The sequence below is a fragment of the Flavobacterium sp. KY-23415 genome (genome assembly GCF_055384985.1).
The window spans coordinates 4,075,774-4,100,236 of record NZ_AP044001.1 but is presented as its reverse complement, the minus strand read 5'-3'; the positions used below and the strand labels follow the sequence as shown (position 1 = coordinate 4,100,236).

The following is a 24,463-nucleotide window of genomic DNA, read 5'->3' as shown; positions in this document are numbered from 1 at the left end:
TGAGGATTTAAATAAATTGAATATTTAGAATATTAACTTTTTTGTTCTTTATTAAAGTAAATAAGATAATAATACATTTGTTTTTCTTCGTCCCATCCTTTTTCAACAAATTTTTCTGCACTTTCAGTATTAATGAAATCAAGTTTAATTTGAATATTAGTATCAAGTTCGATAACATTTTTCATTTTCTTTCTTGCGTCTGTAACGGCTGCATTTGCAATAGGAAAATTAGAAACATCTTCAATGCTATATTTTGCACCTTTATCTACTTTGTAATTTTTAAACTCTGGAATAAATTCTGGATTTTGCATTACTTCATTTAGGAAAGCGGTTTCTTCAAACTCATCATTTTTAGCAAAATGATTTACAGCTCTATTCATAAATAATACTTCTTGTTGTTTGTCTTCTGCTGGAAGAACTACATCTTTAGCAAAATCTTGACAAAACTTCAAGTATTTCTTCGTCATAAAATTTTCATCTTGAAAAACATCTACCGAAAGGAAATGTTCTAACCAATAACGAGCATCATAGCGGTTACTATCTACAGTTAGTATTTTGTATCCTTCTTCCTTTTTATGATTAAAGATGATGCAACCTTTGTCTAATTTATTTAAGTTGATTCCTTGTTGAAGAATCATTTCAAGGTTGCTTCCTTTTTCTTCAAATTGAAGAAAATCGGTTTTTATCTCACTTTTAAAAACACCAATAGCATCAACCACATTATTATCAATAGAAACATTAGTAAAATAGGTTACATAAACTTCTCCATTTTTAATGTGAGGATGATTGGATTGTTCAAAAAGATGATGGGTAATCTTTTTTGAAACAGCATGAATTTGGTCAGGATTTTCAAAAATTTGTGTGGCCAAATTATACATTTCATTATATTCTAAATCTACTTCATGAGCAAATTGATAATAGTTTTCTTCTTTCTCACGAAACGGTTTAAAGAAATATTCTTTTAGTAAAGGCATTACTTCGTCATTTAATCCATATGGATTTTCAGATAAAAATATGGCTTCGTTTCTACTTTTGTTACCAACTCTATGAATAGAAAGGTTTTCAATATGCGTGTTAAATAAATTTATCATTTTTTTAAGAATAAAGAACATAAACAAAGGTGATTAGCCTCATAATATGTTCTGTGTTTTTTAATTTTAGATTTCTTTTTCTTAGTTCTATTTTTTAGTTCCAATTGTCTTCAATTCCGAAGTCTTCAAAACTATCGTCACCATCAAACATATCGAAATCTTCATCGTCATAATCATCATTAAAATCCTCATTAAATTCTGCTTCAAAGGATTTATCTTGAGCCATTGCAGGAATTTCTCCATGCGAAAATAATAAAGCAGGATACGATTCTCCATCTTCTTTTTCCTCAATTGCAGCTAGTTCTACCAAAAACGTCCACATATTAAAGAAGTCATATACATAGATGATTTTAGTTTGGTGTTTATCTAAGTTATCTTCTAAAATAAAATCGTTCATTATTCTCATTTCCCCCGGAACATCTCCTGTGTCGAACAAAGGAATTTCTTCATCTTGGTTCCAGTTTTCATCGCAAGTGTAAAAAGCAGCCATTTCTGTACCATCAAACCCAAAGGCATTAACGATGGCATTATGTAAATCTTCTAAGGTAGCTTCTTTTTCAATTGCAATATCTCTAAAAATATCTTCTTCTGCATCGAGTATTGCTCGGAATTTATAAATCATAATCTTGAAATTTTAGGAAACGCAAAAGTAAGCATAATTTACGATATACGTTTTTGAATGGGGTTTTATTCTTTTAATTTGTTTATTTTCTCTGTTGCCATCAATTTAGTTTCTTCATCACCAGCATCGTACATTTTGCTATAATATTGTATTGCTTTTTTCTTGTCTTGTAGTCGTTCATAAATTAATCCAATATTGTTTAAAACAATAGTATCTTCTGGGTTTATTTTCTCGGCTTTTAAATATAACTCAAGCGCTTCTTTGTTTTTATTATCTATTAAAAAAGTAATTCCATAGCTAGAAATAGTATAAATATCTTCTGGAAAAGTATCATACATTTTTTTAGCTACTTTTTTAAAATTAGTGTCTGATGCTGCTTGATAAAGGGTGTTTTGATAGCGTTGAATGGCGTCTATAAAGAAGTTTATTGGTTCTTCCATTTTTTTATTTTTAGACCATAACCATTCATGGTTTATTTTTTTTCCATAGTCAATTGTGTTGAGTATGCTTTCGGTAAAGGCATCATAATCTTCATAGTCACCTAAAGTATGGGTTTTGCCAAAGCGTAAATCTAACCGATTAGGAAATAATGCAATACCTTTGTCGATTGTTTTTTGTGAAAGATGAAAGAGAGAGTCATTTTTTGATTCTCTTCCATATAAATAACCAACTTCATTGTTTAAAGAATCGTTTAAAACAAATGCTTCTTCATCATTGTTTGGTTTTACAGATGTTAACGATAATATTTCTTGCTTCGATTCGATATAATAAAAATTAAAAGCAGCAATATAATATTCAATATCATTCGGTGATTTTTTTTGCCATTCGTTTAGTAAAAGATTAATTTTTAGTTTATCTCTATCTTTTTGTTTAATCAATTTATTGAATTCTTGCTCAAATTCTTGTCCGAAATGAATTAAGGGTAGGAATAAAATTATGAATATGATTTTCTTCATTTAGTTTTATATTAAAAAATTGATGCTTCTGTAATTGTTGTTAATCTTTCTAGGGTTTCTAAACCATAATAGGAGTTTCCTTTTTTGTTTAATTTTGGGCTCCAAACAGCAACCGTATAATTGTTTGGGAAAATTGCAACAACACCTCCACCAACGCCACTTTTGCCGGGTAAACCTACTTTGAAAGTGAATTCTCCAGCTTGATCATAGAAACCGCACATTTGCATTAATGCATTCATTCTTTTGCATTGACTTGTGGTTAAAAAAGAGGTTTTGCTTTTTGGAATAATGCCGTTTTTTGCAAATACTTGAAAAAGATGTGCTAAATCGATACAACTCATTTCTATCGAACATTGATGATAATAAAAATCTAACACGTCTTCGGGCTTATTTTTAATATTATCAAACGATTTAATAAAGTTGACTAATGCGGCATTTCTATAGCCATTTTCTTTTTCAGATTGTGCTACATTTTCATTGTATTGAATGGCATCATTATTTGAAAGTTCTCTAATAAAATTTAACAAATATTCTTTTGGACTTTCAAAATGTTCCAACATCATATCGGCAATAACCAATGCACCTGCATTGATAAAAGGGTTTCTTGGAATTCCATTTTCATATTCTAACTGTACTAAAGAGTTGAAAGAATTACCCGAAGGTTCAAAACCAACTCTTTTCCATAACTCATTTCCAATTTTAGAAAAAATTAGTGATGTAGTAATTACTTTTGAAATACTTTGAATTGAAAATGTTTCGTTTGCATCTCCAACCGTATATATATGTTCTTTTTTGTCTAACAAAGCAATCCCAAATTTTGAGGGATTAACTTTTGCTAACTCAGGAATATAATCTGCAACATGACCTTTGTCTTTTAACAACTTTACTTCATCATAAATAGCATTGATTATATTTTGGTATTCCATATTCTTTTAGTTTAAAAGCAAAAATAGTTAAATCTACATTTGAAAAAAGGGAATACTTTTTTTTCTATTAACAAACGAAATAAAGTTTATTCTTTTATGAATTTTACTTTCTGGTTTTGATTTGTAATAATAAAATAGATGCCACTATTTAAAAATGAAATTGGAACACTATATTCGGAAACATTAGAAATATCTTCATAGACAATTTGTCCTAAGGAATTTATAATTTTAAAGGTGAAGGAATCATTATTTGAAAGATGAAGTACATTTGTTGCTGGATTTGGATATAGTTTTATTTCGTTTCTATTAAAACTTACATGAGATAAAGTACCAATTGTAATTTGTTTTGTAATAATCTCTTCACAGCCATTTTTTATAGCTTTCAATTGAATTGTTTTAACACCATCTGTAGTGAAAACATGTGTTGGATTTTCGTCTGTGGTTATTGTTCCATCACCAAAATCCCATTCTAAGCTATCATAATTGACTGAATTGTTTGTGAAATTGACTGTAAAATTATTAATTTGGGTATCAAAATCGGCATGAAGATTAAAGGTGTTAATGAACCAATTTCCCTTATTTGGTAATACTATTTGATCTGCTATATTTTGAAAATAGGTTGCATTAGCTTGCGTAACACCTCCTAAATAATTGGAAACTGAAACTTCTTCTTGATAAATGGCTGCAAACATGGAACTAGCAACAAGATAAGAACCATTTAAATTTGGATGAACATCATTATAACCATTATGTAATAATAAATCTTGTTGGCTCGTTAAATGCATTCTTGCACTTTCACCTGCGGGAACAAACGGAATTTCTAGTGCGTTTGCCATTTTAGTTATTGAATCTTTTATCTTTGTTTGCACGTTTTGATAATCATTATAATCTGGTATTCCATTGGTTGCTTTAATGCCATACGGAATTTCATAAAGGAAAATCTTTGCGCAAGGACTGTATTTTTTTATCGAATCTATTAATTTTTGACCTCTTTCTATAGTTGTGTTTACTGGCCATGATGCACCAGCAGATTCTCCTGTTCCAGGTTGTAGTATAACCACATCCCAAATATTGTTTTCAAAAAGATTAAACACATTATTATCTACATAATGATTCACAAAACCAGTTCCTCCTGGGGCATAATATTCAGCTTGAACATTTTTTCCTTTATCATTTGCAATTTCTTGAAAAAGATTAGGCATGTTATTAAAATATGTCATGCTGTTTCCCACAAAAAGCACTTTCTCTTGAGAAAATGAATATTGCAAAAAGAAAACATATGTAAAAGTCAATAAGTAGTATTTTAATCTCATAATAGCTTGTAAAATAGTGTTTTGGTTTTCAAAAATAGTTTTTTTATAAAAAGTAGCCAACATTTCAGGAATAGAATTCAACAATTCGGCAATTATAAATTTATTTAGGGACTATTTTGAAAGATTTTTGCTTCGTCAAATTAGAAAAATATAAAAAATGAAAACATTATTTAGTCTATTCGTTTTAATCTTTAGTTCAATAGGATTTTCGCAAACAACTATTTCTGGAAAGATTATAGATGAATTTGGAACATCATTTTCTGGAGCGAATATTTATATTAAAGGATCTTATGATGGAGCAATTTCAGATGAAAATGGAAATTTTAAGTTTGAAACTACTAAAAAAGGACTTCAAATTTTACAAATTAGCTTTATGTCCTATGAAACAATCACAGAAGAAATTATGATTGAAAATTATAAGACTAAGACCTATGTATTAAAAGAAAACATCAATACACTCGATGCTGTTGTGGTTTCTGCTGGAACATTTAGTGCAGGCGATAATTCTAAAAACACGGCATTAAAACCTTTAGATATAGTGACAACAGCGGGTTCTGCTGGGAATATAATTGCAGCATTAGAAACATTGCCAGGAACACAAACAGTAGGAGAGAGTGGAAGATTGTTTGTTCGTGGTGGAGAGTCTGATGAAACTCAAACATTTATAGACGGAATTCGTGTGGCTCAGCCTTATGGAGCAACTGCCAACAATTTACCAACTCGTAGTCGGTTTTCTCCTTTTTTATTCAAAGGAATGACTTTTTCTACAGGTGGCTATAGTGCCGAATATGGAAATGCATTGTCGAGTGTTTTATTAATGAACACGATAGACGAACCAATACAAAGTCAAACAGATATTTCGGTAATGACAGTTGGTGTGGGCTTAGGGAATACGCAGAAATGGGAAAAAAGTTCACTAACATTTAACACCAGCTATATTAATTTAGCTCCCTATCAACTCATTGTACCTCAAAGAATAGATTGGAATAAACCAGTTCAAGCTTTGTCAGGAGAAAGTGTTTATAGAAGAAAAATAAAGGACGGTTTATTGAAAATATATGGCGCATTTGATTATACTACTTTCGATTTGAACCAGAAAACAATTAATGCAACCAACAGAACAAGATTCGATTTGGGAAATAATAATTTCTATTTTAACGGAAGTTATAAAGGTTATATAAATGATGATTTGCAACTGCAAACAGGTTTAGGTTTTGGATATAGTAAAAACAAAATTATTTTAGATACTGATAAATTGCAAAATGATGAAAGAACACTACATTATAAATTGAAATTACGTCAAAAAATAACTTCAAGAATACAATTAAATGCGGGAGGAGAATATTTTCATACTCATTTAGATGAAAGTTATACCCCATTTCAAATGAATCGATTCGAATATGGATTTATTAATAATAGTATTGCTTTTTTTACAGAAGCAGAGATATTCTTTTCTAAACAATTAGCCATGAATGTTGGTTTGCGCAGTTCGGATGCTTCTGTTGTGGATAAATTCACTTTTGAACCTCGTTTGTCTTTGGCATATAAAACAGCAGAAAATAGTCAGTTTTCATTGGCATATGGTTCTTTTAATCAAACAGCTAACCAAGATTATCTAAAGTTTAAACATAACTTAGATTATGAAAAAACATCGCACTATATTTTGAATTATATGTATAATAAAGAAGGTAAAATGTTTAGAGCAGAAGCCTATTTTAAAGACTATAAAGATTTAGTGAAATATAGTGGGAATCGTGCTAGTTTTGATAGTGAATATAATAATAATGGTTTTGGATATGCAAAAGGTATCGACTTGTTTTGGAGAGATAGTAAAACAATTAAAAACTTAGATTATTGGATTTCCTATTCTTTTATAGATTCTGAAAGAGATTATAAAAATTATATTGAAAAAGTGACGCCTGGTTTTGTAGCCAACCATAATTTTTCTGTAGTGACAAAATACTTTTCTAAGAAATTGAAATCGCAAATAAGTGCGACCTATAGTTTCAATTCTGGACGCCCTTATAATAACCCAAACACAAGCGATTTTATGAATGAAAAAACAAAATCGTTTAATAATCTAAGTTTGAGTTGGGCCTATTTAGTCTCGCAACAAAAGATACTTTATTTTTCGGTTACTAACATTTTAAATAGTAATAATATCTTCGGATATGAATATGCAAATACTCCCGATTTAAATGGTCAGTTTCAAAGACAAGCCATCACGCAACCTGCAAATCAATTTTTCTTTGTTGGCTTCTTTTGGACCATTAGTGACGATAAGAAAACGAATAATTTAGATAATTTGTAGTTAATTATGGAGTGATTAGTTCTTAGTGATTAGAAAAAAAACATTAAATACTAACTAAAGGTTAGCTTTCCTTTACTTTTAGTTAATTTTTTTTTACTTAAAGTATGCTTTTTTTTACTTAAAGTGTCATTTTATTTACTAAAAGTATCATTTTATTTATTAAAAATATCATTTTCTTTACTTAAAGTAAGTAATTACAAGCAAAAAGTGTCTCAAATTTCATTATTTACTAAGAATTAAAGGCTAATTACTAACTACGACAATTCATCATCAAAAAACGACAGTTCAGTAACATTCAATTTTATTTGAATCTATTCTTATCGAAATTTGTTTCATCAAAATAAGTAAAACAATTACTAACAAATTAAAAATAAAAATCATGACAAAAATTATCACATTCATTACATTATTTATTGTTTCAGCAGTTTTTGCACAAACAGATTATCAAAAAGGAATGCAAGAAGCATTATCACTTTGGCAAAACAATAAATCGAAAGAAGCAGTTGCTTTATTTGAAAGAATAGCGGCAGTAGAAGAAGAGAATTGGTTGCCAAATTATTACATCGCAATGATTCATTTTAAAGATTCATTTCGTTACATGAACGATAAATCAAAAGCAAAAGAATGTTTAGAAGCGGCTCAAAAGGCACAAGATAAAATGAATGCAATTGCTTTAGATAATCCAGAAGTGTTAGTAATGCAAGCATTAATTCACACGGGTTGGATTGTTTATGATCCAATGACAAACGGACAAAAACTTTCTGGCGATGTAATGTATATATATAATAAAGCGTATAAGATTGCTCCAAATAATCCAAGAGTTGTTTTTAGTAAAGCCGATTTTGAAAAAGGGTCAGCAACCTATTTTGGTCAAGATACAAAACCGATGTGTGCAGAAATAGAGAAATCAATAGAACTTTTTGCTAACTTTATCCCTGAAACACCTTTTCACCCAACTTGGGGACTAGAAAGAGCCAAAGAGTCTTTAGCAAGTTGTAATAAATAATAAAATATGGATATTAAAAAAGATATAAAACAAATTTTAAAAATATCAATAATAGTATTTATTGTCATTCAATTGTTGGAAGTAATTTCTGGAAGACCTTTTAAATTTGGAATTAATTTATTGATAAGTTTTTGTTTTACATCTTTATACTGTTTTAGTATTGGATTAGCAAACTATTATTTAATTCACAGATTAGATTTGTATTTTTCTGAAGATAAATTTTCTAAGAAAAGAATTTTTATAAATATCTGTTTATCTTTTATAATTACAATAGTATTAATTTTTTTATTACGTGTTTTTGAAGAAGTAATTATTAATCAGCATACTTTTGAAGAATATATCTCAAATGAAAAACCAGGTAATTTTGTAGTAGCTGTAACAATAACTATAATTATAATTTTGAGTATCTATTTGTTTCACTTTTATAAAAGTTATAAAGACAATCAGCTAAAAGAACAAAAGATTATTGCAGGAAATGCTTCAGCAAAATTTGAAAGTTTAAAAAATCAAATAGATCCTCATTTTTTGTTTAATAGTCTTAATGTTTTAAGTTCATTAATTGAAGAAAACCCAGAGAATGCTCAAAAGTTCACAACATCGTTATCTAAAATATATAGATATGTATTAGAGCAAAGAGATAAAGAATTAGTCTCGGTAGATGAAGAATTGAAGTTTGCAAAAACCTATATGAATCTTCTCAAAATGCGTTTCGAAAACAGTATCACCTTCGAACTACCAATCGGCCTAGGAAATGAAGAAGCAAAAGTAGTACCGTTATCAATACAATTGCTATTAGAAAATTGTATTAAACATAATGTAGTGAGTGAAAAAAGACCTTTACATATTGTTATCGCAATAGAAGAAAACCACTTAACTATTAGTAATAATCTTCAAAAGAAAGAAGTGTTACAAGATAGAAAAGGAGTAGGGTTGCAAAATATAGTAAATCGCTACGCAATATTAACAAAAAGAACAGTAATGATAGAAGAAAATGAAAAGCATTTTAAAGTTTTCTTGCCTATCCTAACAAAACAAATTAGTATAATGGAATCAAAAAACATATATAATGAAAACATGGCCTATGTTAGAGCCAAAGAAAGAGTTGAGAAAATAAAAGCGTTTTATGGTAATTTAATTTCCTATTGTTGTGTAATACCATTTTTAATTTTTATCAATCTAAAAACATCGCATTTTCAATGGTTTTGGTTTCCAATGTTTGGCTGGGGATTAGGAGTAGTTTTTCATGCTATAGAAACCTTTGGATACGGGAAATCTTGGGAAGAGAAAAAAATTAAAGAAATTTTAGATAAAGATAAAAAACAAGAATCAAAATGGAATTAGGGGACATACAAGATAATGAGAAAAACAAGATTTTAGAAGATATTGCAAGAGAGAAGGTAAGAAAAATTAAAAAATTCTATACACATTTATTCATTTATTGTATTGGTCTTGCATTTTATATTTCGAAAAAATATTTTGGTTTGCCTTTAAATTTTTGGCCAATCAATTTTATAAACAGTTTCTTCATGTGGTGTTGGACATTTGTTATTGCAGTTCAAGCAATAAAACTCTTCATAAAAAATCAGTTTTTAGGAAATCATTGGGAAGAGCAAAAAATCAAGGAAATAATGGAAAAAGATAAAATTAATAAGCAAAATTGGGAATAATTATGGAAAATAATGATTACGAACGCTATCAAAAAGCACAAAAAAAAGTAAAAGAAATAAAAGGATTCTATAGTAATCTAATCACTTATGTATTAGTAATATCCTTTTTAGCTGTTATTAATTTAAGATATTCACCAAAACATTTATGGTTTTTTTATCCAATGTTAGGTTGGGGAATTGGGGTTTTCTTTCATGCAATGGGAGTATTCGATTTGTTTCCTTTTTTTAGTAAAAATTGGGAAGAGAAAAAGATAAAACAACTAATGGAAGAAGAAAAACAAAAAGAAAAACGACATTTTAATTAATCATGGAAAGAACAACATTAGAAGACGAGATAAAATACCAAGAAGCTTTAAAGAAAGTTAAGGCAATAAAAGGATTTTATACACACACGGTAGTTTATATTGTGATTAATAGTATGTTTGTTATTGCTAACATTCAAAACATGAATGAAACGGAAAGTTATTTTCAATTTAAACACTTCCTAACGCCTGTTTTTTGGGGAATTGGTTTATTAGCCCATGGATTATCTGTGTTTTTACCAAAGATTATATTAGGTCAAGATTGGGAAAATAAAAAAATCCGTGAGTTAATGGAAAAAGAAAAAGAAACTAAAAATTGGCAATAATTATTATATAACGTAAAGAAATTAAATAATGAATATTATCATAATTGAAGATGAAAAACCAGCAGCACGACTCTTACAAAGAAAAGTAGAAAAATTAGGTTTAGATGTTAGTCAAATGCTACATTCGGTAGAAGAGTCTTTGAATTGGTTTCAAAACAATACACACCCCGATTTAATATTTTTAGATATTCAATTGTCAGACGGACTTTCTTTTGAAATTTTTGAGCAATTAGATATCAAAAGTGCTGTTATTTTCACTACTGCCTATGATGAATATGCGTTAAGAGCTTTCAAACTCAATAGTATTGACTATTTGTTGAAACCAATAGACGAAGAAGATCTAGAAGAGGCAATTAATAAGTATAGAGCAAGAACAAGCAATAAACCCGTAAATTTAGATTTCGAGGCTATCAAGAAGATGCTAATTAATCCTGTTGAAAGGGAATATAAAACACGTTTTTCTGTAAAAATTGGTCAACAAATTAAAGTAATACTTCTCAATGAAATTGAATGTTTTTTCAGTGAAAACAAAGGTACTTACATTCACACATTAGACAATCGTGATTACCTATTAGATATAACCATGGAACAACTTGAAAACGAAATTAATCCTAAAGAATTCTTTAGGATTAATAGAAAGTTCATTGTGCCTTTGAATAGTATTAAAGAAATACAAATGCATACCAATTCTCGTTTAAAAATAATATTATCTAGCTTCAAAGCAGAAGAAGTAATTGTAGCCAGAGAAAAAGTAAACGATTTTAAAAACTGGATAGGGTAGTAATCGTTATTTAACGATTACTGTTCCCTTAATTCTTAACGGTACAACCCCATTTGGTTTGTTCACCGCATTGCTTTCCACCGTAATTGTTTTGCTAATAGGACCAGGATTCATGTTATATTTTACGATAATCTTGTCAGATTTTCCAGGGTCTATAGCGGTTTTTGGCCATTCTGGAACAGTACAACCACAGCTCGATTGAACATTTGTTAATAATAAAGGAGCATTGCCAGTGTTTGTAAATTCAAAAACGCGAACGCCATCATCTACTCCTTTAACAACATCACCATAATTAATGGTTTCTTCTTTAAATTCTATTTTTGGTCCATCTTGAGCAAATGAATTAATTCCCAAAAGAATTACTATTAAAAAACTAAGTAGGTTTTTCATCATATTTTAGTTTAAGTGTTTATGTAAAAATATATTTTTTAATTTCAAACAACAAATAATAATTAACTTTTTTTATTTTGTCATATATCCTTACTTTTGCAAACTGTTTAATACAAAAACAATACCAAACTTATATTTTAGAAGCGAAAAATGGATAGTTTTTGTTTTCCATATTCCTGCTGTTTGCTATTTATTTCTGAAACGAGTTCAGAAAGCTATCGCTTCCATCAGGTCTAAAAAGCAAACCTAGACGTTTTTGTAAAAAGAATAGAATAGACATTGGGTAAAAAGAGTATTTTTTTATTTCTTTACCTGATTAATTATATATAAATAACTAAAAACAAATGATACCAGCACAGTTTAATCCTAAAGACGTAGAACAAAAATGGTACGATTACTGGATGAAAAACAACTATTTTCATTCAACACCAGACGAGCGTACACCTTACACAATAGTAATTCCTCCACCCAATGTAACAGGTGTCCTTCACATGGGACACATGTTGAATAATACTATTCAAGATGTCTTAATTCGTCGTGCACGTTTAAAAGGATTCAATGCTTGTTGGGTACCAGGAACAGATCATGCTTCTATTGCAACAGAAGCTAAAGTTGTTGCTAAACTAAAATCAGAAGGAATTAATAAATCCGATTTAACGCGTGAAGAGTTTCTAAAACATGCCTACGATTGGACAGATAAATACGGTGGAACCATTTTAGAACAACTAAAACAATTAGGATGTTCTTGCGATTGGGACAGAACGAAGTTCACCATGGATGAAGATATGTCTGCTTCTGTAATTAAATCATTTGTTGATCTATATAATAAAGGCATGATTTATCGTGGTTACCGAATGGTAAACTGGGATCCAGAAGCCAAAACTACGTTGTCAGATGAAGAAGTAATTCACGAAGAGCGTCAAGGTAAATTATACTATATCAACTATAAAGTAGAAGGTTCTAATGATGTTTTAACGATTGCAACAACACGTCCGGAAACTATTTTTGGAGATACTGCTATTTGTATTAATCCAAATGATGAGCGTTTTACGCATTTAAAAGGTAAAAAAGCTATAGTTCCAATTTGTAATAGAGTAATTCCTATTATAGAAGATGAATATGTAGATGTAGAATTTGGAACAGGTTGTTTAAAAGTGACACCTGCGCATGATGTTAATGATAAAGAATTGGGCAACAAGCATAATCTTGAAATTATCGATATTTTTAATGAAGACGCTTCACTAAACAGTTTTGGTTTGCAATTTGCAGGACAAGATCGTTTCGTAGCACGTGAAAATGTGGCTAAAGCGTTAGAGGAAACTGGAGTTTTAGTGAAAACTGAAATACACATGAATAAGGTGGGAACTTCAGAACGTACTAAAGCTGTCATCGAACCAAGATTATCTGATCAATGGTTTCTAAAAATGGAAGAGTTAGTAAAACCAGCTATTAAAGCGGTTTTAGAAGATGAAGAAATAAAATTATACCCAAGTAAATTTAATAATACCTACCGTCATTGGTTAGAGAATATTCGCGATTGGAACATTTCTCGTCAGTTGTGGTGGGGGCAACAAATTCCAGCTTATTACTATGGTGACGGAAAAGAAGATTTTGTTGTTGCAGAGAATATTAATGAAGCTTTGGCATTAGCAAAAGAGAAAACCAACAACCCACAACTAACAGCCGAGAACTTAACACAAGATGCAGATGCATTAGATACTTGGTTTTCTTCATGGTTATGGCCAATGGCTGTTTTTGGAGGCGTTTTAGATCCAGAAAATGAAGATTTTAAATATTATTATCCAACAAACGATTTGGTAACAGGTCCGGATATTTTATTTTTCTGGGTTGCACGTATGATTATTGCAGGTTATGAGTACACGGGTAAAAAACCTTTTAATAATGTTTATTTAACAGGCTTGGTTAGAGATGAACAAGGTCGAAAAATGTCAAAGCAATTAGGGAATTCTCCTGATCCTTTAGAATTGATAAATGAATATGGTGCTGATGGAGTACGTGTTGGTTTGTTAATGAGTGCTTCTGCTGGAAATGATATTTTATTTGATAAAAAATTATGCAATAACGGTAAAGCTTTTTCTAATAAAATTTGGAATGCTTTTAGATTAATTAAAGGTTGGGAAGTAGCTGATATTGCACAACCAGAGGCTTCAAAAATTGCTATTGATTGGTATGAAGCGAAGTTGCAACAAACATTAACTGAAATTGAAGATAATTTTGAAAAATATAGATTATCTGATGCTTTAATGAGTATTTATAAACTGGTTTGGGATGATTTCTGTTCTTGGTTCTTGGAAATTATTAAACCAGCATACCAACAGCCAATTGATAAAACAACGTCTGATAAAGCGATTGAATTGTTAGAAGCTAATTTGAAGTTGTTGCATCCATTCATGCCTTTCTTGACAGAAGAAATTTGGCAATATATTGCAGAAAGAACACCAGAAGAAGCATTAATTGTTTCGACTTGGCCAACAATAAAAAACACAAACCTAGATTTAATTGCTGAATTTGATTTTGCTGCAGAAGTTATTTCTGGAATTAGAACTATTCGTAAAGAGAAAAATATTTCATTTAGAGAAGTTATCGATCTAAAAGTAATCAATAACGAAAAAGTAGCTACTACTTTTGATGCGGTTATTTTAAAGCTGGGTAACATTGAAAGTTTAGAATATGTTACAGAAGCAGTAAACGGAGCATTGACTTACAGAGTAAAATCAAATGAATATTTTATTCCAATTGCCGGAAATATTGATGTAGCAGCTGAAATTGAAAAATTAGAAGCAGAATTAAAATATACACAAGGTTTTTTGCGTTCTGTTCAAGGTAAATTAAGTAATGAAAAGTTTGTGGCTGGTGCACCAGAACAAGTTATTGCAAACGAAAGAAACAAAGAAGCAGATGCTTTAGCGAAAATTGCAACAATTGAGCAAAGTTTAGCTAGTTTGAAATAATTATTCGTCCACTCTGAACTTGTTTCAGTTTCTCAACAAAAAAGGACAAACTTTTAAAGATTGTCCTTTTTTGTTTACTTATAAATGTGTTATTTTTTAAGTTTCTTATATTCTCTTAATAAAGTTTTAAGTTCTCGATTTGAAGAAATATCAATATCTTTATCAGATAATAAATGAGAAAATTTTATATGACTACCAAAATTATTACTTGCTAATTTCTTTAAGAGTTCGTTCAATTCACTTCTTAAGCCACGTTTTTCATTTTCCATAATTTTCAAGCTTTCAAATTTATCTTTGAAATCTCTTCTAAAAGTAGTAGTGCTAAATGGAATTGAATGAAGCATGCGCATTTGTTGCATCGATTTCAAGTCTAAGCTGTCCACAATCTTGTCGATCTTGTTTTGAATTTCTTTGCGTTGAAAAGAATCTATATTTTCTGAAGCAAACATTTCTTGTTTTGTCTCATCTTTTACTATTGATTCTTTGCGTTTAGATTTCTGATTTTTAGGAGATGGAATATTCATATAGCCACTTCCAAAGCATTTTTCGCATTTTGCGTCAAGACCATCGCAAGAACAAATTTGAACCGTCATAAAATTATTGTTTTCATTAGTTTAGAAACAATACCTAGTAAGATTGGAGAAATTTACTAAACACAGTTCTTAATTGCTGTAAAGATACGAAAAGCAAATGATAGTATAGAGAAATGTATTTGTTAGTGTGTAAACAATTTATATACTTTGTTTATTTTGTATTATGATTTTTATTTATTTTAAACAATAAATTTAGAATTTGTTTTTCTTTCATTGCGATAAATGAGTTGAATTATTATTAGAAAATCAATTGTATTTTGTTTTTTAACGATATTTTTTGCTTTTTGTCGATATTATTCCGCTATTTAATCGTGATAAATTATAATTTGTTTACATTAGCAATAACTTAACAAATTATTAATATATTATGAAAAAAATTACGCTATCTATTTTTTTATTCTTTATTTCTTTGATTGGTTTTAGTCAAATAAGTATAGGAGCAGGAAATAATGAAGCACAGGCAATGCCTTTTGAGCCATATTATGGCTATTCGTATGCGCAAAGTATTTATCTGGCTTCAGAGATAAATGCTTCTGGTAATATTACTAGCATTCAGTGGTATTTTAGTGGAACCTCATTGTTGACTAATAATCAAGATATCACTGTTTATTTAGGACATTCTACAAAAACTACATTCGCTAGTACTACAGATTGGGAACCTGTTGCAAATTTGACAGCTTCCTATACTGGAGGAATTCCCGTAACTGGTGCAGGCTGGGTAACAATTACATTAGATACACCATTTGCATATAATGGTACCGATAACTTAATTGTTGCTGTAGATGAAAATATGTCTGGTTACAATGCATCTGGGGATGATTTTTATAATTCTGCTGTAACAGGTAATAGAAGTATTTATTTTATAGATGATGATATAAATCCAGATCCTTTAACGCCACCAACTGGTGCTTTGGCTGCATTTGTTCCAAATGTTATTTTTGGAGGTATTGTTCAAGCATGTCCAACTCCTTCCAACTTAACTATTGATAATATTACAGACACTACTGCCGATTTGCACTGGGTAGAGAATGGTTCATCTTTTGATTGGGAATATGTTGTTCAAGCTCCAGCTACAGGCGTTCCAACAGGAAATGGTGTTGCGGCAGATGCTAATGATCCTTATTCTATAGGAAGTTTAACCCCTAATACTCAATATGAAGTTTATGTGAGATCTGTGTGTAGTGTTACTGAGAAAAGTAACTGGTTAGGTCCAGTGAATTTTACTACTGAATGCGCAGCCTTTACAGTTCCAGCGTTAGAGTCTTTTACTAGCTATGTTCCTGGTTGTTGGGAAGAGGCAGATAATGGAGATTTAGTTGCTGGACCAGCAACATATGGTTCTAGTACTTGGGCAGCTGATGGTTTTGGAAATAATGGAACTACGGGTTCTGCTCGTTATGAAATTTGGTTGGCAACCGCTAATGATTGGTTAATTTCTCCAACATATACAATTCCTGCTGTTGGATATGAATTAAAATTTGATGCTGCTGCAACGCAATATAATACTACTGCAGCTCCAACAACTCCTTGGGAAGCTGATGATTATGTTCAGGTGTTAGTTTCTACAACAGGAACAACTAATTGGACAGTTCTTTATACATATGATAATTCAAATGTTCCTGCTCCTGCTGGTACTCCAAATGTTATTGATTTAGATGCCTATGCTGGACAAAATGTAAAATTTGCATTCAGAGTAGTAGAAGGTACTGCTAATGGTTCAGCAGATATTAATTTTTATGTAGATAATTTTGAAATTCGTTTAACGCCAGCTTCACCTCCAGCTTGTGCAACAAATGTTGTTGCAACGCCAAATGCTTCATGTGGAAATTTTGCTACACCAATTACTTGGGATGCAGTTAGTGGTGCAGATGGGTATAGAATTACAATAGGTACTACTTCGGGAGGTAATGATGTTTTAGATAATGTTGATTTAGGTACTGCCATTTCTTATAATCATATTGGATTGATTGGTACGAATTATTTTGTTACAATTCACCCTTATAATGCAAATGGTAATGCAACAGGTTGTGTTGAAGTTGCATATACTACAAATGCAACAGGTTGTTATTGTTTGTCAAATCCAACATCGGTTGATGGTAATGGAATAACTAATGTTCAAATTGTTGCTACAGATTTTGCAAATACGGTATCCACATCACCTGTGTATAATGATCATACAGCTACCCCTGTAGATATGAGTCAGGGTATTAATAATAATGTGCAAATTTCTTTTGATACTGGTTTTGGTTATGATTATAGTGTTGTAATTTGGATTGATGCTAATGATGATTTTACATTGGAATCAAGTGAAATCGTTTATACTGGTTTATCAGTAGATGATCCAACAACTATTTTAAATGCATCATTTATTTTACCAAACACAATCCCTTTAGGTCAACATAGAATGAGAATTGTTGCAACTGATAATGTTCAGAATCCTTCAAATCCTTGTTATAGTGGAACTTATGGGGAAACTGCTGATTTTACAATTAATGTAATAGCAGCAACTTGTGCACCAGTAACTTTAGCTTCAACTAATATTGTGTCTGATTGTGCAAATTCACAATTTTCAATAGAACTTGATGTAACTGCTCTTGGAGATGGTACACCTACAGTTTCTGATGGTGTAACAACATGGAATATTACTGCTACGGGAATAAATACTGTTGGTCCTTTCGCTAACGGAGCTTCAGTTAATTTGACTATTTATCATGGTTCAGATGCAACTTGTGACTTGCCATTAGGAGCATTTACATATACATGCCCTCCAGCAAATGATGAATGTGCTAACGCAGTTTCCTTAACAGTAAATACTGATTATAATTGTGGTTCTGTTACTTCAGGAACTGTTCTTGCTGCAACAGCTTCGTCAGTAGATACTAGTGCATGTGGAGGTACAGAAGATGATGATGTTTGGTATTCTTTTGTTGCTACTCAAACTACGCATAGAATTCAATTAACTAATGTTACTGGTTCTACAACAGATTTATATCATTCTTTATGGACAGGTACAGATTGTAATAGCTTAACTTTAGTTTCTGGTTCGTGTTCAGATCCAAATACTAGTAATCCAACAGGATTGACTATTGGTCAAACTTATTATTTAAGAGTATATACTTGGTCTTCAACTGGAAATCAAACTTCTGCATTTGATGTTTGTATTGGAACAGATCCAGCATTAAGTTCTTCAGCTTTCAATCTATCAGGATTTAGTGCTTATCCTAATCCTGTTAAAGATGTTCTTAATCTTGAATATACTTCAAATATTACTTCTGTAAGAGTATTTAATTTGTTGGGTCAACAAGTTTTGGCTAATGCAATTAATGCTACGACTGCTAATGTAGATATGTCACAATTAAATAGTGGTGCTTATATAGTAAATGTTGAAATTGATGGAGCATTACAAACTATAAAAGTTATTAAAGAGTAATTTCATATATATTTTAAATTTAGAATTTTGAAGCTCCGAGAAATCGGAGCTTTTTTATTAGATTGAAATATAAATTATATGTTATAATATTTAAAAATTAAAAAAAATGTATCTTTGAAAACAAATCAATACTACTATGATTACGACAGAAGTAACCACCGAATTAGAGCTATATTTTAATAAATTTAGAAATAATATTATTGGTATTAATCAAACTTTTGATTCTCCTTTTGGTGAAAAAAAAATTATTTATACAGATTGGACAGCAAGTGGTCGTTTGTATCGTCCTATAGAGGAGAAAATAATGAATCAGTTTGGTCCGTTCGTAGCAAATACTCATACGGAAACAACAGTTTCAGGTACTGCAATGACTATGGCATATCATCAGGCAAGGCATATTATTAAAAAGCATGTTAATGCTAATTCAAATGATATTTTAATAACTGACGGGACTGGAATGACAGGAGTTGTGAATAAATTGCAAAGAATCCTTGGTTTGCGTATTCCTGAAAATTTAAAGCAATTTACAGATTTTCCAAAAGAATTAAAACCTGTTGTTTTTATTTCGCATATGGAACACCATTCCAATCAAACATCTTGGTTAGAGACCATTGCAGATGTTGTTGTTGTTCCTGCAAATGAGGAAGGACTATTTTGTTTAGAGAACTTTAAAATTCAGTTAGAGAAATATAAAGATAGAAGTTTTAAAATAGCATCTATTACATCTTGTTCAAACGTTACAGGAATAGAAACGCCCTATTTTGAGGTAGCAAAATTAATGCATGAAAATAATGGTGTTTGTTTTGTTGATTTTGCTTGTTCAGGCCCTTATGTTGAGATTGATATGCATTCTGAAAAGCACGATTCCTATCTAGACGCTATATTTTTTTCTCCTCATAAATTTTTAGGTGGTCCTGGTACTTGTGGCATATTGGTATTTAATAAAAATTTATATAAAAATAATGTGCCAGATTGCCCTGGTGGTGGAACAGTTAGTTGGACAAATCCGTGGGGACAACATCAATATATTGATAATATTGAAGATAGAGAAGATGGTGGAACACCAGGTTTTCTTCAAGTTATTAAGACTGCTTTAGCAATTCAGTTAAAAGAAGAAATGGGAGTAAATAATATCCTTGAAAGAGAACATGAATTAACAACATATATTTTTAATGAATTGGGAAGTATTGAAAATATTAATTTACTAGCACCACAACATCAGGATAGATTGGGAGTAATTTCTTTTTATATTAATGATTTGCACTATAACTTAGGAGTGAAAATATTAAATGATAAATTTGGAATTCAAACGCGTGGAGGGTGTAGTTGCGCTGGAACATATGGTCATTATCTTTTGCATGTGGATCAAGAAACATCAGAGAGTATCGTTTGTAGGATAACTTCTGGTGACTTAGAAATGAAGCCTGGATGGATAAGAATGTCTATTCATCCAACAACTACAACAGAAGAAATAAAATATGTTTGCAATGCAATTAAAGAATTAGCTGCTAATCATATAGAATGGAAAAAAGAATATAAGTACAATAGTCAATCAAATGAATTTGTTCATATAAACGCTACAAATTTTGAAAAAATGTTAGTAAAAAAATGGTTTGAATAAAACCATTTTTTTTTATCCTAAAAAGTAGGAACTACTATAAAGTATAAAAGCCAAGGTGGAGCCCTTGACTTTTAAAGTAGAACGTGTAACCACATTACTGTGCGCTCTAGTGCAAATATACACCAATTATATAGTTTTAAAAGGTTTTTGCAGATTTTTTTTTACTAATTTTTTCTTTCTTGAATATGAGTAGTTTAAGCTACTCTGTATATTGTTGATTCTATAAGTTAGTAATAAAAATAAATTATGTTAGGAACTATTTAATTCTTATTTTTGCACGTTTTCAAAATGAAAAATATTATGGTAAAAGATTTATTTGAGAGAATACAAAATAATAAAGGACCTTTAGGAAAATGGGCTTCTCAAGCAGAAGGATATTATGTTTTTCCTAAATTAGAAGGAGAATTAGGGCCAAGAATGCAATTTCATGGGAAAGAGATTTTAAATTGGAGTATAAATGATTATTTAGGGTTGGCAAACCATCCTGAAGTTAGAAAAGTAGATGCAGATGCTGCCTTGCAATATGGAGCGGCTTATCCGATGGGTGCTCGTATGATGAGCGGACATACTGATGTTCATGAACAATTGGAGCAGGAATTAGCTGCTTTTGTTAAAAAAGAATCTTGTTATTTGTTAAATTTTGGTTATCAAGGTATAATGTCTGCTATTGATGCTTTGGTTACTAAAAATGATATTATTGTTTATGATGTTGATGCACACGCTTGTATTATTGATGGTGTGCGTTTGCATATGGGAAAACGTTTTACTTATAAGCATAACGATTTAGAAAGTATGGAAAAAAACCTTCAACGTGCTACTAAAATGGCAACGGAAACAGGAGGAGGTATTTTATTCATTACTGAAGGAGTTTTTGGTATGAGAGGGCAACAAGGAAAATTAAAGGAAATTGTTGCTATGAAAGAAAAATATAATTTCCGTTTGTTAGTAGATGATGCTCATGGTTTTGGAACTCTTGGTGCAACAGGTGCAGGTGCAGGGGAAGAGCAAGGTTGCCAAGACGGTATTGATGTGTATTTTTCTACTTTTGCGAAATCAATGGCTAGTATTGGTGCGTTTTTAGCAGCCGATAAAGATATCATAGATTATTTAAAATATAATTTGCGTTCTCAAATGTTTGCTAAATCATTGCCAATGATTCAAACTGTTGGTGCTTTAAAACGTTTGCAACTTTTAAGGGATAATCCTAGTTTGAAAGATAAACTTTGGGAAAATGTAAACGCATTACAAAATGGGTTAAAAGAAAAGGGATTTAATATTGGAGATACTAATACTTGTGTAACACCAGTATATCTAGAAGGTTCTATTCCTGAAGCAATGGTTATGGTAAATGATTTACGTGAAAATTATGGTATTTTCTTATCAATCGTTGTTTATCCAGTAATACCAAAAGGAATTATTTTATTAAGAATGATTCCAACTGCTTCACATACTATTAAGGATATTGATGAAACATTAGCTGCATTTGAGGCTATCCGTGAAAAATTAAATAACGGAACATATAAAAGAATTGCAGAAGCGAATGTTGTTGATATGGAAAAATAATATTTGTATTATATAAACAAAAAACCACTTGTTCCGAACAAGTGGTTTTTTGTTTATATAGGCACATTCACAATTAAATAAATACTTGCTTATCAGTTATTTAATTTGTATTTTAGAAGAAATAAACCCCGAGAATGCTCAAAAAGAGTCAAAAACGGGGTTTTCTTTTAAATATGTATGTCAAAAATAATACGAATAAGTGAATTTCAGCACAAATTGCCTTTAAATATTATCAATGAAGATTTTAATGTTTTTTATGAGCAATTTCTAAAGTCTGATTTAGGTAAAATTCATCTAGCTACACCTTTTTCAGAACTTTCTCAAAGTTTTAAATTGAAAGCGTGCAAAAAAGGTCCAGATTGCATTTTTAGTACTAAAGGTAAGATTGCCTTGATGATGCTAAAAAACTATTATGGTTGTTCTGATGCTAAACTAATCGAGTTGTTAAACGGAAATGTTTACATGCAATACTTTTGTGATATTGTATTACCTCTAGATTCCCCGCTTACAAATTTTAAAATAGTTAGCCAAATAAGAATGGAATTAGCCAAAAAATTAGATGTTCGAAAAGTTCAAGAAACATTAGCTAAAAGCTGGCTACCTTATATGAATGATTTAGACAAAGTCTTGATAGATGCCACTTGTTATGAGAGTGAGTTGCGTTTTCCTACCAATGAGAAACTACTTTGGGAATGTATTGTGTGGAATTACAATCAAATGAAATCATTATGTGGAATTTTAAAAATAAAACTTCCAAGAACCAAATATATTGATTGGTGTAAACGCTACAATGAGTATTCTAGAAAAAGAAAAAAAACAGCAAAGCAACGAACAAAAATGACTCGTGGTCTTCTGAAATTATTATATAAACTTAATGGAGAATTGAGTAAAATTGAAAATCAATATTCCTTTGAGCCAACCACAAAATACAGCAAACAACGCAGAATAATCCGTCTTATTTACCAACAACAATCAAAAATTTTTGCAACAGGAAAAAGCGTTCCCGATAGAATTGTTAGCATAAATAAAAGTTATATTCGCCCAATTGTGCGTGGTAAAGAAGTAAAACAAGTAGAATTTGGAGCAAAAGTAAATAAAATTCAAATTGATGGAATCAATTTTATAGAACATATAGAATACCGTGCCTTTAACGAAGGAACTCGATTTCAAAACAGTATATTTTGCGCACAAAATCTAACTAAAACTAAAGTAAGAATTACTGGAGCTGATGCTATTTATGCCACAAATAAAAACAGAACTTTTTCGTCCACAAATAACATACAAACAGACTTTGTTAGAAAAGGAAAAGCTGGAAAACACGAAGAGCATAGAAAGAAGCTAGCCTCAGAAATTAAAAAAGAAAGAGCTACTCGATTAGAAGGTAGTTTTGGCAAAGAAAAAGAGCACTATAATTTACGAAAGATAAAAGCTAGAACCAAGAAAAGTGAAATGCTTTGGATTTTTTTCGGAATACATACAGCTAATGCTAAAGAAATAGGAAGAAGAATTTACAAAAATCAAACACAACTAGCAGCGTAAAGTATTCAAAAAAATACTTTATAGGAAAAGTGCGTCTTGTTGAGAAATATCAAATTTAAAAATCATAAAAACATATAATTTTTACTACAAAATAAAAAACCTCAATTATATTAATATGAATTGAGGTTTTTATTTAAAGTATTTTTCAAAAAATCTTGTTACTTCTGAATTTGCCTATATAATTTGACCTAATTGAACGACTTTCGTTAGGTTACCTTTATGAAATTTTGAAAGTATGAAAAATTCATAAAAATATTCTTTAGAAATTTTTATGCTTTGTCTTTTAGATATTAGTATGACAATTAATTATCGAACTACTCTGATAAATGAGGATAAAAGTTCTTCAACTTTATCACTTGAAACAGGAATTTCAATTTGATTTTCTAATAAAACTGTTCCTCCATCGGATTTGCTATAGCTAACGATATATTCTATATTAATAATGTACGATTTATGGCATCTGAAAAATTGTGTATGCTCTTTTAAACTTTCTTCAAAATTTTTTAAAAATCGACTCGTTACCATTTTTTTTCCTGTGTTTAAAACAATTTGTGTGTAGCTATTTTCGGCTTTTAAATAAACGATGTCAGAAGGTGGTATCATAACCAGATTATTACCATCAGGAATAGCAATTTTTGACTCTTTGTTTAAATATTGTTTTGCTAATGTCAATTTTTCATAAATTGAATTTTGTGAAATCTTATAGCGTTCAAGAGTGTTTTTTAGTTCCTCTGGATCAATTGGCTTTAGTAAATAATCTATAGCAGAAGTTTTAAATGCTTGTATTGCATACTGGTTATAGGCAGTAGTGAAGATTATTGCAAAATTTATTTCTTTCTCATCAAAAAAATTAACAATTTCCAGTCCATTATATTTAGGCATTTCAATATCTAAAAAGACTAAATCGGGTTTATGTTTTCTAATGGCTATTACTCCTGCGGGAAGATCATCACAAATAGCTGCTATAATTATTTTGGGAGCTACCATTTCTAAAATCCCTTTTAGATATATTTGAGCTCTGCTCTCATCTTCTATAATTATTGCTTTCATTTAT

Annotated in this window: 20 protein-coding genes; 12 read left to right on the top strand and 8 right to left on the bottom strand. The window is 30.3% G+C overall.

The window, feature by feature from the left end:
• Positions 1–32: 32 nt before the first annotated feature.
• The 5 genes from ACZ49Z_RS17945 to ACZ49Z_RS17925 all read right to left on the bottom strand — a co-directional run bounded on the left by ACZ49Z_RS17945 (position 33) and on the right by ACZ49Z_RS17925 (position 4,989).
• Entirely contained in the window at positions 33–1,091 is a 1,059-nt protein-coding gene (locus ACZ49Z_RS17945) for a nucleoid-associated protein (RefSeq protein WP_464305673.1), read from the bottom strand.
• A 94-nt stretch (positions 1,092–1,185) separates the two neighbouring features.
• The gene (locus ACZ49Z_RS17940; protein ID WP_464305672.1) at positions 1,186–1,713 is read right to left on the bottom strand and encodes an IS1096 element passenger TnpR family protein; all 528 of its coding nucleotides are present in this window, start codon (positions 1,711–1,713) and stop codon (positions 1,186–1,188) included.
• A 65-nt stretch (positions 1,714–1,778) separates the two neighbouring features.
• A complete protein-coding gene (locus ACZ49Z_RS17935; protein WP_464305671.1) occupies positions 1,779–2,669 on the bottom strand; it encodes a tetratricopeptide repeat protein in 891 nt (296 codons plus the stop codon).
• Positions 2,670–2,680: 11 nt separating this feature from the next.
• The gene (locus ACZ49Z_RS17930) at positions 2,681–3,595 is read right to left on the bottom strand and encodes a glutaminase (RefSeq protein ID WP_464305670.1); all 915 of its coding nucleotides are present in this window, start codon (positions 3,593–3,595) and stop codon (positions 2,681–2,683) included.
• 86 nt (positions 3,596–3,681) lie between these two features.
• A complete protein-coding gene (locus ACZ49Z_RS17925) occupies positions 3,682–4,989 on the bottom strand; it encodes a PKD domain-containing protein (protein WP_464305669.1) in 1,308 nt (435 codons plus the stop codon).
• 76 nt (positions 4,990–5,065) lie between these two features.
• On the opposite strand from ACZ49Z_RS17925, the gene ACZ49Z_RS17920 reads away from it, so the two are divergent.
• From ACZ49Z_RS17920 to ACZ49Z_RS17890, 7 genes are all read left to right on the top strand, one after another.
• On the top strand, positions 5,066–7,219 hold the full coding sequence (locus ACZ49Z_RS17920) for a TonB-dependent receptor (protein ID WP_464305668.1): 2,154 nt from the start codon (positions 5,066–5,068) through the stop codon (positions 7,217–7,219).
• Between the two features lie 379 nt (positions 7,220–7,598).
• Positions 7,599–8,225, top strand: a complete 627-nt coding sequence (locus tag ACZ49Z_RS17915) for a hypothetical protein (RefSeq protein ID WP_464305667.1) — start codon at positions 7,599–7,601, stop codon at positions 8,223–8,225.
• A gap of 6 nt (positions 8,226–8,231) precedes the next feature.
• Complete coding sequence (locus ACZ49Z_RS17910) at positions 8,232–9,566, top strand: 2TM domain-containing protein (protein ID WP_464305666.1); 1,335 nt, start codon at positions 8,232–8,234, stop codon at positions 9,564–9,566.
• On the top strand, positions 9,557–9,892 hold the full coding sequence (locus tag ACZ49Z_RS17905) for a 2TM domain-containing protein (RefSeq protein ID WP_464305665.1): 336 nt from the start codon (positions 9,557–9,559) through the stop codon (positions 9,890–9,892). The genes ACZ49Z_RS17910 and ACZ49Z_RS17905 overlap by 10 nt, the downstream gene beginning before the upstream one ends.
• A gap of 2 nt (positions 9,893–9,894) precedes the next feature.
• Positions 9,895–10,197: a 2TM domain-containing protein gene (locus ACZ49Z_RS17900; RefSeq protein ID WP_464305664.1), complete on the top strand. Its 303-nt coding sequence runs from the start codon at positions 9,895–9,897 to the stop codon at positions 10,195–10,197.
• Between the two features lie 2 nt (positions 10,198–10,199).
• Complete coding sequence (locus tag ACZ49Z_RS17895) at positions 10,200–10,520, top strand: 2TM domain-containing protein (protein ID WP_464305663.1); 321 nt, start codon at positions 10,200–10,202, stop codon at positions 10,518–10,520.
• Positions 10,521–10,548: 28 nt separating this feature from the next.
• On the top strand, positions 10,549–11,301 hold the full coding sequence (locus ACZ49Z_RS17890) for a LytR/AlgR family response regulator transcription factor (protein WP_464305662.1): 753 nt from the start codon (positions 10,549–10,551) through the stop codon (positions 11,299–11,301).
• Positions 11,302–11,307: 6 nt separating this feature from the next.
• Here the strand turns inward: ACZ49Z_RS17890 and ACZ49Z_RS17885 are convergent, their stop codons facing one another.
• Positions 11,308–11,691 (bottom strand): DUF1573 domain-containing protein, encoded by a 384-nt coding sequence (locus tag ACZ49Z_RS17885; protein WP_464308080.1) that lies wholly within the window; start codon positions 11,689–11,691, stop codon positions 11,308–11,310.
• Between the two features lie 344 nt (positions 11,692–12,035).
• Between ACZ49Z_RS17885 and ACZ49Z_RS17880 the strand changes: the two genes are divergently transcribed.
• Entirely contained in the window at positions 12,036–14,663 is a 2,628-nt protein-coding gene (locus ACZ49Z_RS17880; protein ID WP_464305661.1) for a valine--tRNA ligase, read from the top strand.
• A gap of 89 nt (positions 14,664–14,752) precedes the next feature.
• Here the strand turns inward: ACZ49Z_RS17880 and ACZ49Z_RS17875 are convergent, their stop codons facing one another.
• Positions 14,753–15,256, bottom strand: a complete 504-nt coding sequence (locus ACZ49Z_RS17875) for a hypothetical protein (protein WP_464305660.1) — start codon at positions 15,254–15,256, stop codon at positions 14,753–14,755.
• Between the two features lie 367 nt (positions 15,257–15,623).
• Between ACZ49Z_RS17875 and ACZ49Z_RS17870 the strand changes: the two genes are divergently transcribed.
• The 4 genes from ACZ49Z_RS17870 (at position 15,624) to ACZ49Z_RS17855 (ending at position 23,409) form a co-directional block, all read left to right on the top strand.
• Positions 15,624–18,686 carry a GEVED domain-containing protein gene (locus ACZ49Z_RS17870; protein WP_464305659.1) on the top strand — a complete coding sequence of 1,021 codons (3,063 nt, stop codon included), beginning with the start codon at positions 15,624–15,626 and terminating at the stop codon, positions 18,684–18,686.
• 136 nt (positions 18,687–18,822) lie between these two features.
• Positions 18,823–20,307: an aminotransferase class V-fold PLP-dependent enzyme gene (locus ACZ49Z_RS17865; RefSeq protein ID WP_464305658.1), complete on the top strand. Its 1,485-nt coding sequence runs from the start codon at positions 18,823–18,825 to the stop codon at positions 20,305–20,307.
• A gap of 300 nt (positions 20,308–20,607) precedes the next feature.
• Positions 20,608–21,870, top strand: a complete 1,263-nt coding sequence (locus tag ACZ49Z_RS17860) for an aminotransferase class I/II-fold pyridoxal phosphate-dependent enzyme (RefSeq protein ID WP_464308079.1) — start codon at positions 20,608–20,610, stop codon at positions 21,868–21,870.
• Positions 21,871–22,047: 177 nt separating this feature from the next.
• Positions 22,048–23,409, top strand: coding sequence for a transposase family protein (locus tag ACZ49Z_RS17855; RefSeq protein WP_464304430.1), 1,362 nt, complete (start codon positions 22,048–22,050; stop codon positions 23,407–23,409).
• A 306-nt stretch (positions 23,410–23,715) separates the two neighbouring features.
• Here the strand turns inward: ACZ49Z_RS17855 and ACZ49Z_RS17850 are convergent, their stop codons facing one another.
• Entirely contained in the window at positions 23,716–24,459 is a 744-nt protein-coding gene (locus ACZ49Z_RS17850) for a LytR/AlgR family response regulator transcription factor (RefSeq protein WP_464305657.1), read from the bottom strand.
• Positions 24,460–24,463 lie beyond the last annotated feature (4 nt).